The 13,697-nt window shown below is 42.1% G+C and carries 16 protein-coding genes; 5 read left to right on the top strand and 11 right to left on the bottom strand.

Translation table 11 applies throughout. The features are described 5' to 3' along the window. Window position 1 precedes the first annotated feature (1 nt). The gene (locus FTD44_RS11900; protein ID WP_222166645.1) at window positions 2-811 is read right to left on the bottom strand and encodes a hypothetical protein; all 810 of its coding nucleotides are present in this window, start codon (window positions 809-811) and stop codon (window positions 2-4) included. Window positions 812-1,121: 310 nt separating this feature from the next. On the opposite strand from FTD44_RS11900, the gene FTD44_RS11905 reads away from it, so the two are divergent. Beyond that, a complete protein-coding gene (locus tag FTD44_RS11905) occupies window positions 1,122-1,670 on the top strand; it encodes a hypothetical protein (RefSeq protein WP_222166646.1) in 549 nt (182 codons plus the stop codon). A gap of 34 nt (window positions 1,671-1,704) precedes the next feature. On the opposite strand, the gene FTD44_RS11910 is transcribed toward FTD44_RS11905, so the two are convergent. The 5 genes from FTD44_RS11910 to FTD44_RS11930 all read right to left on the bottom strand — a co-directional run bounded on the left by FTD44_RS11910 (window position 1,705) and on the right by FTD44_RS11930 (window position 4,820). Continuing rightward, window positions 1,705-2,106, bottom strand: a complete 402-nt coding sequence (locus FTD44_RS11910) for a lipocalin-like domain-containing protein (RefSeq protein ID WP_222166647.1) — start codon at window positions 2,104-2,106, stop codon at window positions 1,705-1,707. A 132-nt stretch (window positions 2,107-2,238) separates the two neighbouring features. Next, window positions 2,239-2,904 (bottom strand): VOC family protein, encoded by a 666-nt coding sequence (locus FTD44_RS11915; RefSeq protein ID WP_222166648.1) that lies wholly within the window; start codon window positions 2,902-2,904, stop codon window positions 2,239-2,241. 15 nt (window positions 2,905-2,919) lie between these two features. Further along, on the bottom strand, window positions 2,920-3,513 hold the full coding sequence (locus FTD44_RS11920) for a hypothetical protein (protein ID WP_222166649.1): 594 nt from the start codon (window positions 3,511-3,513) through the stop codon (window positions 2,920-2,922). Window positions 3,514-3,521: 8 nt separating this feature from the next. Beyond that, entirely contained in the window at window positions 3,522-3,971 is a 450-nt protein-coding gene (locus tag FTD44_RS11925) for an SRPBCC family protein (RefSeq protein ID WP_222166650.1), read from the bottom strand. A 27-nt stretch (window positions 3,972-3,998) separates the two neighbouring features. Beyond that, complete coding sequence (locus FTD44_RS11930; RefSeq protein WP_222166651.1) at window positions 3,999-4,820, bottom strand: hypothetical protein; 822 nt, start codon at window positions 4,818-4,820, stop codon at window positions 3,999-4,001. Window positions 4,821-5,146: 326 nt separating this feature from the next. On the opposite strand from FTD44_RS11930, the gene FTD44_RS11935 reads away from it, so the two are divergent. Next, window positions 5,147-5,656 (top strand): DinB family protein, encoded by a 510-nt coding sequence (locus FTD44_RS11935; RefSeq protein WP_222166652.1) that lies wholly within the window; start codon window positions 5,147-5,149, stop codon window positions 5,654-5,656. 67 nt (window positions 5,657-5,723) lie between these two features. Here the strand turns inward: FTD44_RS11935 and FTD44_RS11940 are convergent, their stop codons facing one another. From FTD44_RS11940 to truB, 5 genes are all read right to left on the bottom strand, one after another. Then, entirely contained in the window at window positions 5,724-6,134 is a 411-nt protein-coding gene (locus tag FTD44_RS11940; protein ID WP_222166653.1) for a hypothetical protein, read from the bottom strand. A gap of 207 nt (window positions 6,135-6,341) precedes the next feature. Beyond that, window positions 6,342-6,566 carry a hypothetical protein gene (locus FTD44_RS11945; RefSeq protein ID WP_222166654.1) on the bottom strand — a complete coding sequence of 75 codons (225 nt, stop codon included), beginning with the start codon at window positions 6,564-6,566 and terminating at the stop codon, window positions 6,342-6,344. Between the two features lie 11 nt (window positions 6,567-6,577). Further along, window positions 6,578-7,975 (bottom strand): hypothetical protein, encoded by a 1,398-nt coding sequence (locus tag FTD44_RS11950; RefSeq protein ID WP_222166655.1) that lies wholly within the window; start codon window positions 7,973-7,975, stop codon window positions 6,578-6,580. 233 nt (window positions 7,976-8,208) lie between these two features. Then, window positions 8,209-9,060 (bottom strand): tetratricopeptide repeat protein, encoded by an 852-nt coding sequence (locus FTD44_RS11955; RefSeq protein WP_222166656.1) that lies wholly within the window; start codon window positions 9,058-9,060, stop codon window positions 8,209-8,211. A 24-nt stretch (window positions 9,061-9,084) separates the two neighbouring features. Next, window positions 9,085-9,828 (bottom strand): tRNA pseudouridine(55) synthase TruB, encoded by a 744-nt coding sequence (truB, locus tag FTD44_RS11960; RefSeq protein ID WP_222166657.1) that lies wholly within the window; start codon window positions 9,826-9,828, stop codon window positions 9,085-9,087. Between the two features lie 156 nt (window positions 9,829-9,984). On the opposite strand from truB, the gene FTD44_RS11965 reads away from it, so the two are divergent. The 3 genes from FTD44_RS11965 (at window position 9,985) to FTD44_RS11975 (ending at window position 12,998) form a co-directional block, all read left to right on the top strand. Next, complete coding sequence (locus FTD44_RS11965; protein ID WP_222166658.1) at window positions 9,985-11,436, top strand: type III PLP-dependent enzyme domain-containing protein; 1,452 nt, start codon at window positions 9,985-9,987, stop codon at window positions 11,434-11,436. A 73-nt stretch (window positions 11,437-11,509) separates the two neighbouring features. After that, window positions 11,510-12,388, top strand: a complete 879-nt coding sequence (locus FTD44_RS11970) for an SDR family oxidoreductase (RefSeq protein WP_222166659.1) — start codon at window positions 11,510-11,512, stop codon at window positions 12,386-12,388. Between the two features lie 73 nt (window positions 12,389-12,461). After that, on the top strand, window positions 12,462-12,998 hold the full coding sequence (locus FTD44_RS11975) for a hypothetical protein (protein WP_222166660.1): 537 nt from the start codon (window positions 12,462-12,464) through the stop codon (window positions 12,996-12,998). The last annotated feature ends 699 nt before the right edge of the window (window positions 12,999-13,697 follow it).

Genomic DNA, 13,697 nt, shown 5'->3' on the forward strand with positions numbered 1-13,697 from the left:
ATCAGATCGTAAAGTTTTTGATGAGATAAAGCAGGATTCTCAATCCGATAAAAATGGCTACAGAAACGAGCAAAGTCTTCTTTTTCCGTTTATCATCTACACCATAAAATACCTGCATGAAAGGCTGGATCAATAAGATAAATACCCCAATATACCCCAGCAGGTACAAGGTACTTTCTCCCTGCCAGTAATCTGCGATACCATTGGTATATGGATCCATGAAGATATCAAACAGTCCCAGCATACGCGTTCCGAAGTTGACAACAACATAGCCCACGAGCAGGCTCCAGGCCCAGGCTCTTCTTTTATACAATCCGCATACAATTGCTATTTCCAGTGCGGTCCACAGTACATAAAAAGAAAGGGTGATGTAATTGTTGTAGATAGAATCGGGATACATGATATAGGACAGCAGGAGCTGTAATGTGAAATATGTATTCCTGATCGTCATCAGGGTAAATACCGAAAGCAGCACCCAGTGCCAGCGAAGTACCTGTGTCGGGGCCTTGGCATATTCCTGCAGGCTGCCTTCTTTATCAAAATCCCAGGTATCTCTGGGTACAGCAGTCTCTTCAAATATGCTGCCAAGTTTTTGTACCAGGGCAGATGGCTTCTTGGGAGCCACCTCTGAAGTGTCTGCCACATAACCTGCTATATCTACATTGCGCTCTTCCAATACCCTGCGGGCATCTTCTACTGCCCTTGGCTGGTATTTTGAGGAATTATGGCAGATATGCATCAGTTCTGCATCGCTAAGGGTCTGGTATTTTTTATAAAAATCAAATTCCATACGATCGTTTTCGAGTCTCAAATAAACGGCATTTATCCTACAAAGGCAATGCCTAAAGCCATAAAATATTTACTGAGTATCCGCTTAAAGGAAACAAAGACTAGCATTATGATTTAAATAGTCTATTTATATCTTTTGCTACCTTTTACCTTGATGAAAACAAAGGCATTTTTGGTCCTTTTGTTGCCGGACAAAAGGACCAAAAAAAGAGTTGACAACATGCGGATAACCATAAAATATTATCTTATGTGAAGCAAAGTCATTATTTCTGCAGCACTATGTATTCTACAGGAAATTTATTTTCTTTGTCTGACAACTATATAAGCATACAATGAAGCGATTTTTATACCTCCTCGCATTTACCTCACTGAGCATGAGTGCCCTGGCACAAAGGCCTACAACCCGTACTACGAAGATCAAGGGAAATGAATTTGAATGGGAAATGGTATTTGATAAAGTAAAGACGGTGAGTCAGTATACCAAAAAAGATACGGTGATTACGGTGCAGAACCGCGGACACCTGCTGCGCCTGAACGGGCAAGCCGTGAGCAGTACTTTCCCGCCAAAGACACTAAAGACACTGGAGAAATACTTGAAGAAATCAATCGCTAAGGCCAAAATGCCAGCTTTGAAATTCAATGATAAGGATCTGAGGGTCCATTTCAGCAATTGCGTGATGAATGAGGCAGGCAAGATCGTGTATTACGAAGTATACTTCTTCCCCTCAAAAGATGATCTGCAATTGTACCCCAACGAGTATACTCCTGAGGTAAAAACGTTTATCGCTAAAATGGAGAATATTATGAATCAGGCGCCCTTATTTCCATCAGAACCGGCAATGAACCTGTATCTTGCCGAACCCATTATACTAGTAGACTAATCAGCTATACAAAACAATAAGGCGCACGTGCGCCTTATTGTTTTGTATAGCTGATCGTTACATCACGATCTTTTAAGATCATTTCTTTATCAGTTAAGCGTTCAACGGTATAGATCAATGTATCAATACTGCTGGTATGAATGCCGATACTCTTTACCACCAATGCCAGCTTGCCCTCTGTGATATACCAATTGGCATACTGCAAGGTCTCCATATTAATGGATTTGGCTTTGCCATCTTTGAGCAGTTCTATTCCCTGAAGCTCATCAGCATCTATAGGATTTGGTTCCACCCAGTCTCCCATCAGCAATTCCGGTGTCACCACTGCCTTATGCTCCACAGGTATTTCAATGGTGTCTGCATCTTCGGTATCTGTACCGCCGCAGGAGCTTAATAGCAGTGCACAAGCGACTGTCATCATCTTCATTCTATTCATAGTTTACAGTTTTAGTTCAGGTCAATTTTACTAAAAGTAAGATGAATGAAGGTTAAGTAACGAACTGGCCAGGTACTTAACAAATTAATTAAATGTGAAGAAAATGGTTTATTTCAGCAATCATTTTATAAGTTACTGCACCTCACCAAATTGCATTTTGAATACCGGCTCAGCCTGATCATTAGCGAATGTAACGGATAAGGGTTCTGCATGAGCAGTGATCTCTGTAGGATACCAGTGCCTCGACTGCCCGGAAATGATAAACAGGCCTGACTCATCGCCCAGTACAGCAAAATCTTCCCGTTTGGGTCCTTTATGATAAAACGATACGGGATACTGTGCTGCTAGCTGCTCCCCGAAATCGATAGGATTTTCTGCCACCAAACCGATCTCACTTACAGATGCGATCAGCGCGGCCGAAAAGGGTTCGTCACTATTAATGTTCTGATCAAAGCGGGTAATAAACTCTACTATATTAGAATTGTTGTCGTAAAAGTAGACAGACTGTGCATTCCAGTTCTCAAATACGGTGAGGTAATTGCCCTCGTGATTAGCAATGCGTTCGGCACGTAAGGCCAGCCACTGCACCGCTTCCAGCATTTTATTGTTTGGAATATCGAAAGCAAAATGATAGGTATGTTCTGTATCGGATTTGATAAACGTCAATACCGTATCTCCGGCTTTGAATGCTACCCTATCCTCTTGCAGGGACAGCGTTTCCAGGCCAATGCTGCCTGAATAAAACCGGATCGTTCCCTCAAGATCTGCGGTGTAAAGGTCGATTTCTTTAATGTGCATAGATCAGCAGTTATGCTACAATTTACGAAATATTGTACAAAAACAGTTAATGCTTATTGCCTGGCCGGCAATACGGACATATATCGCTCCCATAACTTGTACAGCGCATATATTATCAAAGCAGGCAGCACTAAGAACAAACAGATAATATACACATATAGCAAGCCAAGCCGGAAAAAGCCAGAATTTTGCATAATACGTGGTCATGGACCAGCTTTCTACGGTAAACTTTGGAACATATTTGCAGCCGCCCGGATCGCAATACACAGCATATGCACCGGAAATATGCCCTTTTACTTTAAATTGATTAAAGGCTATAAAACCATAATCAGCTATCGGCTTTTTGTACGGAGGAAAATTTTCCAGTTCTATTTCGCCGGCATCTACAATAAGACCAGGGTACTGTAAAAGGATACTGTCAGCAGCAACCAGCTTGCCTTTCAACACACGGGCATTAGGACAAGGGCAGCCGCATTCCTGATTGGTGATGAATAAGGTATTGGGTGCATCATAATCTTGTTTCCTGTCCGGGAATTTGACAGGAAGTAAACCATAACCCAAAAAGAGTAATAGCGCAATTACCAGTATCCAGAAGATTCTTGACCTCATATCAGTATTTAGACATTTTGATTTTCATACTGCTCTGCATATCTTTTGATGTTAATCATCGTTGTACGCCAATAGAATTCCAGGTGTTTCTGAATAGACTCTGTAGGGAAGTTGCTGATCTCCAACTTCAATTTTGTTTGTACTCCATCGGGCTCCAGATGAAAATCCATGCGGGTATAGTTTTCGGGTTCGTCAGGTAACCGTGATAAAGAGCTAAGGTGGGTATAGCTCAATTGCTGACCAGGTATACATTCCAGCACTATGCCTTTGTTTTCAAAAGGCAGGTGATGCGTACCCCAGATCATCATTTTACCACCAGGCATCCAATCTGTATCGATCGTCAGGTTCATGGTCTCATCGCCCATCCACTGCAGCATATGTGCAGGATCGGTAAGGACTTGCCAGATAGTAGCTGTTGAGGCATTAAGGTATTGTATAGCAGAGAAGACATTATCCATTCCCCAATTGATTAGCGGTTAATTGTTTCATAGTTTTTCAGATTGAATCGTTTCTTTTAATCTTTCCAGTGTCCCTTGTACCCAGTCTTTAGGCCACAGCGGATCAGGGGCAATGATCTGCTGCTCCAGTAAAGGAATAAAGTCCGGATCATTAAATACTTCAATAGCCTCCAGGATAATAGAGTCATGATTTTCATTACTGGTAAGGGCCTGCACCAACAGGGGTTTTACACCGGGATCTTTACGTATCGCTAATCCCATCAATGCCTCATCTCTTGCCATAAGGTAAGGATCGGTAGTCCTTGCCCATAATGCCTGTCTTATGGCACTGGTATCTAATTCTGTTTGCGAAGCGAGGGAGAAAGTAGCCCAATCCCTGATGTGGTCTATTTTATCGGCAGATAATTCAATCTTAATTTCAATAGCCAGGTCGTGATCGCAACAACTGAGCGCATGTTGTAATCCGCTCCTTATCTCTACACTGCGCGATTTCCGATAGCGGCTCAGAAATTGAACACGCTCATCGGTAAGCAATTTATTATTATGGCTGATGCTCACTAATGTGGTGCTGACAATATACCAGTCTTCTGTGTTTTTCAGTATCTGAAAATAACGATTCATCGTTCTGGGCTGAAAAAGTCTGGGAAAACCAAATTGTGCTAGAATATTGATGCCGGCCAATACAACCCTTTGATTATCCTGATAGGTAAGCGCCATTGCCTGCTCATAAACACTTTTCGTTGTTCTGGACCGTAATTCACGTATATAATTCCAGTCGCTGCGACGTGTTTTGTTGTGCAGCAACTTATAGAATAGCTGCTCATCAGTATAGTTCTTTATCCGGGACATAATACTCATCTGGTAATCATTCCAAAATTAAGGCTAGTGTCGATATATTGTTACTTAATACTCCAGTATCACTACAAAAAAACTACAATTGATTAAAAGTCGAACATTTTGCACAGGCGAATTTGAGTCAGAAGTTATATGCAATTTATAATCAACAAGTTAGCATAAAATGGAACGAAAACCCTTATCTGAACCGGCCTTCAGGCGAAACCAGGTTTGGTTAAATAACACGCATTGTTAACATTTCATTGTTGTCAAATCAATATCCATTGGTTACATTTACGGTATCAATTTTCAATCCTCTAACATTCAAAAAATCATCAGCTATGATCAAGCAAGCATTAATGGGAGAATTCATGCACGAAATGGAAAACACCCGTAAACTGTTAACCGCTATTCCTGATTCCGCACTGGAGTATCGCCCGCAACCACACCTGTGGTCTGTAGGTCAGTTAGCCTCTCACATTGCAGAAGTATACAACTGGTACGACGCTACCTTTAACCAGGACAATTTCGATATGTCTACTTATCAGTACGACAAAGGAGATATCAGCAAGGCGTCTAACATTTTAGCAAAATTCGAAGAGAATGCTGCAAAGGCACAAGCTGCTATTGAAAATTCTGATGAATCGCAATACATGAATACCTGGACGATGCATATCGGTGGTAATCCATTAATGCCGCCTATGCCTAAGGTACAGGTTGTAAGAGGGTTCTTATACAATCACTTATACCATCACCGTGGCGAGATGATCGCTCACCTGCGTGCCAGCGGTAATGTAGTACCCTCTCTGTACGGTCCTACCTACGAGATGTCTCAGGAAATGGCACAATAAGCAATTTTTATATAAAAAGAAAGGCTCCCATATCTTGTATGGGAGCCTTTTTAGTAAGCATAGGACATTACTGTTTCATGTATTCACCCATAGTTCTTCCTCTTGAAGGTCCTACAGGTGCGCCCCATGATTCATAATACTTAATTTTTTTACTTTTTTTGTAGATGGTTATATTATAACCCGTTCTGCCAACCATCACGGAGGCGTACAGGCTATCCTCTCCCCGGGAGTCTTTCAGTGAGTTATGTGCGGTATAAATAATATTATTAAATCGCACCAGATTGGAGTCATCATTTACTTCCAGTATTCCCGGCTGATTGTACAGCGTATCATAGTGCTCTTCCTGGCTAGTACTGACGGTCCATTTGTATAAAGTCGCAGTATAATTACCATTCATTTTTTCAAAACCACTTTTGCCCGGTTTATTGCAGGAAAAAAGGGAAATGAGGGTAAAGAAAATAAGGGTGTTTCTTTTCATAGTACGCTTATATTATTTTATCGTCTGGAAAAGTAATCATATCTATTTCAAATATACGCTAACTTAAAAGAATGATCTGCCCTGATGAATCATTTCGAAGAAATATTTCGCTCATCATAATGGCTAGCGATTGCATCATCACTACTGCATTGCCTTAATTAGAAGCCTCCCGGACTTTGTCCGGGAGGCTTCTAATTAGCAGGTTTACTACTCGTAAATACAATGTACCTTAACCGTATCTCCATTGTCTTTATAATACAGTCTTCTGCCTTCAGCATAACCCTGAAGAAAGCTGACATCTTCACTACATTCTATAAAGTAATCAACGGTAACACCGGAATGGGCTTCTGCAATGCAGGACATACAGGTCTTCTTTTCTGTGCAGGATGCGAGTAAAGCTGCAACAGCGATAAGTAACAATGCTTTTTTCATAATGCTGCTTTTTAAAAGTTAGGATCAATTAATATAGCCAGGGAGGCACTTTTATTGTTCAAAAGCTGCGGCTTAGAGCACCAAACCGGTACATTTGCCGCAATAGTAAAGCGTTCGCGTACCCTTATGCCTCCATTCATCTGAAACAACCATAATCCGGAGCGGCCTGCTGATAAGCTTTCATGAAATCTGCGACTGCCATCGATGTAGGCAAATTTGCCATTGATAAACAAGGCTGCATCGCTTTTGGTACTAATGCCCTGGATAATATCTATTTCTGCATTTAAGTTTAGTGCAATCTCTCCGAAATAGTACATATCACTTAAGAGGTTACTGCCATCCTTAACGTTTTCCCAGTTCATGGTTGTTGTCAGCGGAAGGTACAGCTGTATTCCCTTGCCATTATAATACTTCCAGTTAGAATAAAAGAAGGGGTAAGACAGGCGTGCATGGAGCAGCCCACCATATAGTAATTTATCCGCCGTTTTGGCTTCTGTAGCGGTATCGGAACTCTGGGCCAGGGTCGTACCCAGATCAAACTTTAGGGGCAATGAAAATCTGCGCCGCGGATTTTTCTGTCCCCAGGCCTCAAATGGAAGAATGCCGCTGATGATCTCCGTACTCACGGTGGCATTGTTAGTAAAATTGGATTGAATAGTGAAATTGGTCAGTAATTTAAGTCGCTCCCCGTTTTCGCCAAAATAGAAGAACTCTGCATGGGTAATACTCCTTAAAGGAATAAACCATGGTTTTCTGACCTGGTTGTCTTCTGACAGATACAGATAATGAAAATAATTGCGCGCCTGGGCAATTAGTCTTCTCTTTTGGCTTGAGTGTATATTATTTAGAATATATTCTTTGCATGCATCTTTCTGAATTTCTTCCGGCTTAAGCGAAGGAAGGGATATTACACTTTTTTGTAACAGTTTGTAATGCTCTTCCTCTATAGCACGGTTCTGCAATATTGCTTTATCAATGATATTTCTGTACCAGTAAGCCATTGCAGGGTATATCGTGTCTGTAATACCTGCACCTACCAGTTTGCGATATTCAGCAATCATAGAATCTGCGGTAGACATGGTGTAGCTGCTTTCTTTAATGTCCTTTACCAGTTCTTCCTTTAAGTGCGCCAGCCCTGTCTGAAATTGGTCTCCTGCATTATTTACAAAACGCATGAAACTATCTTCAGCATTCAAAGATGAGCTCTGCTGCCGGAGCAATGTTTTCAGATTTGTAGTATCCAGAATAATGTACCGGCCCGCCTGAAAGGTTTTGTCTATACTCGATTCTACGGTTTTCATCACCTTGTCCATCTTCGGTGCCTGCAGATTATAAATTCTGCCCGGGAATTGTGCAGAGGCAGCTATAGGCAATAAGCTCAGCAGCCATAAAGTAAAAATCCGTTTCATAATCAATTGTTTTGTTGAGGTGAAATATTATTATTTACTTATACAACTCCTGGTACTTGCCCGTAAAGTAAGGCCTATTCAAATCTGATAAAAGGGTATTTACCCCTATTCTGACAGTGGTTTTAACGGTATTAAAAAAGCCACCTGTTTAGGTGGCTATATAATCTGATGTATACTTTGGGTGTAATGTTATTGTAGCAATTCCAAATACATTGATCGTAATTGAATTATTTCTACAGCCCCTTCACCATCCAGTGTGCTGGATATTTCTTTTTCAACTGCTTCAATACTGCTTTCTTCTTTTGGGCATCTTGCTCTAATTCGTAATTATACACCAGTATCGGGATAGAACCGGGATAGGTCTTCAGCGATTGTTTAAAATGTGCTCTGGCTTTATCTATTTCACCAGCGCTTTCTAGCGCCTCTCCCTGATAAATATTTACAATGGCCGGAACACTGCCATAAAGCGCCCTGCACTCATCGGCCAGTTTATTAATTATAGGTATACAGATTTCCGGAGGAGGTTGAACATCCTTTAAAGCTGTTCCTGACATAATTGTACGATAGTTTTCATACAATAAGGCAATATGCCTGTTGGCCAATGTTGTGTCGCTTGCAAATTTGGCATATGCCAGCAGCGTCTCTTCGCTGACATCTCCACTATCTGCCTGCAAGGCTTGTGCGTACATATTATCAAATATCGTGTAGATCGTCTTATCTGTAGCATCAATTTTGGCATGACGCTTAACTGCCCATTCCGGAATGATCATGAAATCTGAAGCGACGCTCAATACCGAATTACCTTCAGTATCAAGAAGTATCTTAAGCTGACGGTCTATATATGCCCCGATCAAAGTGGTATCTTTCAGTGCAAGGAATACATACTCACATTCATTAGGATTAGGTTTTGATGCAATCATCATCATACCACTACCCTCAGCCCAGTCGGTAAATGATGGAGCATCAAAGAAGTACGGCGTATCAATCTTATCGAATTCCTGCTGCAGGTTATCACCTATTTTAATCGATTGTCCGAACAGATAGCTTGTCCAGAAACAACTTAATAGTAAAAGGAATGTTTTCATGTATGATATGGATGTACGATTACTTTATTCCTCAAAATTCTTCTTCTTTCTGTTCGCCGGTCTTTGCTTTGGTGTTTTTACAAATGTCATCGGTTGCAGAAACTCCATCCATTGGTCTATGGTACGGGCATCTTCTACGCGGAAGTCGCCGATCTGTGTACGACGCAGGGCCTGCAGGTAACCGCCTACACCCAAGGCCTGACCAAAATCATTGGCCAATGATCGTATATAAGTACCTGTACTGCAATGCACTCTGAAGTGTACTTCAGGCAGTTCTATTTTAGTGATTTCAAATGCATTGATCGTAACCGTACGGGGCTCAACCACCACTTCCTTACCCGCGCGGGCCAGTTCATACAAGCGTTTACCATCTTTTTTGATGGCAGAGTGTATGGGTGGTAATTGCTGTATGGTACCGGTAAAGGCTTTAGTTGCCTCCAGTATTTGTGCCTCTGTCAGGTGATCGGTAGCTTGTATATTTTCGGGTTGCGACTCCAGGTCGTAAGTAGGAGTAGTAGCCCCCAGGTGTATAATACCGGTATATTCCTTTTCCTGCTTCTGAAACTGCTCTATCTGCTTGGTCATTTTACCGGTACAGCAGATCAGCAGCCCCGTAGCCAGCGGGTCCAGTGTACCACAGTGTCCGATCTTGGCATGGGTCGTTCTTCTGAACTTGCTGATGGCATCAAACGAGGTCCAGCGATAAGCCTTATCGATAAGGATAACCGCTCCTGCCTTGATCTCTTCTTCTGTAAGGTTCTGATTCATGCTGCAAAAGTGATGGATTAGCCGGCAATTTCCAAATCAGCCATGCATTAAATATTATTTAATACACAGATGACGCAATTTTTAATGATTTCTTTGTACGTTTGCACTCTTAAACATTCTTGTATTTATCACAACCCATTTTTCGTTATTAGATAGATGAATAATACTTATCGTGGTCTCGTAGATCAAACGTTCCATTTTCCTCAGGAAGATTTTGATGTGCACGAAAATTATTTACAATTCAATGGTGTAGACATTAAAAAACTTATTGATAAGTACGGCACACCATTCAAACTTACATATTTACCGAAAATAGGGATGCAGATCAACCGGGCGAAGCAGCTTTTCGCTAATGCGATCAAGAAGCACAAATATCCCGGTACTTACAATTACTGCTATTGTACTAAAAGTTCGCACTTCTCCTTTATCGTAGAAGAGGCTTTGAAGCATGACATCCACCTGGAGACTTCTTTTGCCTATGATATCGATATCATCAGACAGCTTCATGCCAAAAAGAAGATCAACAAGGACCGTTTCATTATCTGTAACGGTTATAAGACCAAACAATATACCCGTGCTATCTCTAAGCTGGTCAATGAAGGCTGGAATAAAGTAATACCGGTACTGGACAACAAGGAAGAGATCGAAGATTACCAGAAATTTGTACGCTCCAAAGAGCCGGTAAACCTGGGTATCCGCATTGCGGCTGAGGAAGAACCGACATTTGACTTCTACACCTCCCGCCTGGGTATCCGTAAGGAAGATGTACTGGAGTTTTATGTAGATAAGATCAAGGGTAATAACAAGTTTCAGCTGAAAATGCTGCACTTCTTTATGAACAAAGGTATTAAAGATGATATCTATTACTGGAGTTCCTTAAGCAAAGTGATCAACCTGTACTGCCAGCTGAAAAAGATCTGTCCGGAACTGGACAGCATCAATATCGGTGGTGGCTTCCCGATCAAGCACAACCTGGGTTTTGATTACGATTATCAATACATGGCTAATGAGATTGTATCTACCATCAAAAGCGTATGTAAAAAGAATAAAGTAGATATGCCTAACATATTTACCGAGTTCGGTTCCTTCACCGTTGGTGAGGCCGGAGCGGTAATCTATAGTGTGCTGGGCGAGAAAATGCAGAATGACCGTGAGATCTGGTATATGATCGATAGCTCATTCATCACTACCCTGCCAGACACCTGGGGTATCGGAGAGAAATTCCTGATGCTGCCCATCAACCGCTGGGAGAATGAATACCAGGAAGTACACCTTGGTGGCCTTACCTGCGATGGTCATGATTTCTATACCTCAGAAGAGCATATCAATGCCGTGTTCCTGCCCAAGCTGGACGATGGCAATAAAGATGCACCGGCACCACAGGCAGGTACACCCACAGGAGAGAAAGAGCCATTATATATCGGCTTCTTCCATACCGGGGCCTACCAGGATCAGTTATCGGGCTACGGAGGCATCAAGCACTGTATGATCCCGTCTCCGAAACACGTTATTGTCGACATCGATAAAAACGGACAGCTGGAAGACTGGTTATATGCCAAAGAGCAGAGCCCGCTGAGCATGCTGAAAATACTGGGGTACGTAAAATAATATCCAACCAAAAGCTTTGCTCTACCGGCAAAGCTTTTTTTATCATCTATAATTAAAAGTAAACACACATATTTTGAAAATATTCATTTCCGGCGCATCCGGTCTGCTGGGCGGCAATTGCCTGAAACACTTTAAAGAACAGGGTCATGAAGTTGTGGGTACACACCTGTCTTATGCTACAGCCGAAACCGTTTATTTCAACACACTGGATACCGCACATCCAGACAACTACGATTTGCTGACCTTTAATCCCGATGTAATTGTGCATTGCGGGGCCCTCACGCATGTAGACTATTGCGAGACCAATATTGAAGAGAGCTACGAGAAGACGGTACAAAGCACCATCAACCTCGTAGAATGGGCTAAAAAATGCAATGCAAAACTGGTCTATATCTCTACCGATTATGTATTTGACGGTAAAGACGGACCCTATACCGAAGCAGCACCTCTGAACCCACTGAGTGTTTACGGAAAGCACAAACTGGAGGCGGAACAACTGGCGGTGCAGCAATTGCCGGACACGCTGGTACTGCGTATTACCAATGTGTATGGCGATGAACTGAGGGGAAAGAACTTTATAGCCCGCATTATACAACAGTGTGAGGCCGGTCAGCACCTGACGCTGAAACTGCCTTACGATCAGTTTGCCTCACCGACCAATGCCTGGGATATAGCCCGTGCTATGCTGGTATTGCTCGAAGATGGCAAATCTGGTATATATCATATCGGCGGCAGCGATTATATGAATCGTGTAGAGCTGGCATCGAGAGTGCTCAGCTACTACCCTGCTGCAACATACGACCTGATCCCTACAGACACGGCCAGCCTGCAACAACCTGCTGCCCGTCCACTACTGGGTGGTTTTGTAAAGCTGAAGTTTGCCAGTGAATACCCCACTTTTCTGTTTGGTACAGTAGATAGTTATGTGGCTTCTAAAGTAAAAAATCAGTAATAAACATTTCAAAAAGACTAATATGCAGGCGCGCGTTTCAGGACGTGCGCTTTTATGTAGAAAACGGACAGATATGATCAGATACCTGCTTTGCCTGCTGGCAATCGTGTATGGCAATGTACTTTATGCACAAAACCTGAGCTTTGAGGAGCTTGTTAGTCTACAGCAAAAGAGCTTGGTGGAGGTAGAGGAGTTTCTTTCGGCCAAGGGCTGGGAACTTCTGCATACAGATCGCAATAAGGGTGGTACACACACGATAATTACCTTTACATACAAGAAGGAAGAACTCATTGACGATGCAGAATCATTTTTATATTACGCCTATCCAAAGAAATCGGCCAATAATACGATAAGCATACAGGTAAATAAACTTGATGTATATAATAAATACTTAACTGCCCTGAAGGCCAGCGGTGCCAAACTGCTTAGTAGTAATGCTAAGCATAACATTATCCAAAAAATATATCAGGACGCTACACGTACCTTTATAGTAGGGACACATGCCATAAAAGATGGCACTGGTACACATACCACCCATAACTTCTTAATAATCAACAATGAAGACTTTCGACCCGACCTGGACTTACTGGATGCTGCTGTGGAAGAGTGATGGCAGGTATGTGTTTCGCATTATAGTATAAACCCCATTTAACTGTCGAATAACTATAAAGTTTGTATACATATGACCTCAAAAATATAGCTTTGCCTTATCAATAAAAAGCGGGTTTTCTTTACAGATTTACATGAAGAGTGAATAATTGCAACAAACCAAAGAAAGTCTAAACAGAAGTAAGTGAATAAAAAATAGCGATCAGACCTGGTCGCTATTTTTGTTATTAAGGGCTCTTCTAGCGTGAGTGTCCCGCAGGGGCACTCACGTCTGCATAATTCCTGCCCCGATTGTATCGGGGTGTTTTACATATAAGTCCCGATACAATCGGAACAGATCTTGTCTGGTCTTAGTAGTCCTTTCGGAAGACTAAGACCAGACAAGAAGTGAACCTTCCCGTCATTTCGAGCGGAACGAAGTGCAGTCGAGAAATCTCCTGAATGCTGTTCTGTATAAAAGGAGATATCTCCATTTCGCTTCGCTACAGTCGATATGACGAGGAAGACGAAACCCTGTCGCGGAGGCCTCCCTAAGCGTCAGGGTTGTGCCCTGGCTCCATACTATCACCTCCTGAAACCCCAAAAACAGTACATAAGTTAGTGCCCGGGCTGCTGCGGTTGCAAGAGCGGGATATTATTTTAGAGGTAATATTTTTTCACTTTCTAAACCCAAAACTTATGTCAGGAATCAATAATAACA

The sequence above is a fragment of the Edaphocola aurantiacus genome (assembly GCF_019797745.1).
In the GTDB taxonomy this organism is placed as follows: Bacteria; Bacteroidota; Bacteroidia; order Chitinophagales; family Chitinophagaceae; genus Edaphocola; species Edaphocola aurantiacus.

Bases quoted from the DNA above. Each gene is read 5' to 3' on its own strand.
- FTD44_RS11905 (WP_222166646.1), top strand. From the start codon at position 1,122: ATGAAGCGATTTTTATACCTCCTCGCATTTACCTCACTGAGCATGAGT.
- FTD44_RS11910 (WP_222166647.1), bottom strand. From the start codon at position 2,106: ATGAATAGAATGAAGATGATGACAGTCGCTTGTGCACTGCTATTAAGC.
- FTD44_RS11915 (WP_222166648.1), bottom strand. From the start codon at position 2,904: ATGCACATTAAAGAAATCGACCTTTACACCGCAGATCTTGAGGGAACG.
- FTD44_RS11920 (WP_222166649.1), bottom strand. From the start codon at position 3,513: ATGAGGTCAAGAATCTTCTGGATACTGGTAATTGCGCTATTACTCTTT.
- FTD44_RS11925 (WP_222166650.1), bottom strand. From the start codon at position 3,971: ATGGATAATGTCTTCTCTGCTATACAATACCTTAATGCCTCAACAGCT.
- FTD44_RS11930 (WP_222166651.1), bottom strand. From the start codon at position 4,820: ATGTCCCGGATAAAGAACTATACTGATGAGCAGCTATTCTATAAGTTG.
- FTD44_RS11935 (WP_222166652.1), top strand. From the start codon at position 5,147: ATGATCAAGCAAGCATTAATGGGAGAATTCATGCACGAAATGGAAAAC.
- FTD44_RS11940 (WP_222166653.1), bottom strand. From the start codon at position 6,134: ATGAAAAGAAACACCCTTATTTTCTTTACCCTCATTTCCCTTTTTTCC.
- FTD44_RS11945 (WP_222166654.1), bottom strand. From the start codon at position 6,566: ATGAAAAAAGCATTGTTACTTATCGCTGTTGCAGCTTTACTCGCATCC.
- FTD44_RS11950 (WP_222166655.1), bottom strand. From the start codon at position 7,975: ATGAAACGGATTTTTACTTTATGGCTGCTGAGCTTATTGCCTATAGCT.
- FTD44_RS11955 (WP_222166656.1), bottom strand. From the start codon at position 9,060: ATGAAAACATTCCTTTTACTATTAAGTTGTTTCTGGACAAGCTATCTG.
- truB (WP_222166657.1), bottom strand. From the start codon at position 9,828: ATGAATCAGAACCTTACAGAAGAAGAGATCAAGGCAGGAGCGGTTATC.
- FTD44_RS11965 (WP_222166658.1), top strand. From the start codon at position 9,985: ATGAATAATACTTATCGTGGTCTCGTAGATCAAACGTTCCATTTTCCT.
- FTD44_RS11975 (WP_222166660.1), top strand. From the start codon at position 12,462: ATGATCAGATACCTGCTTTGCCTGCTGGCAATCGTGTATGGCAATGTA.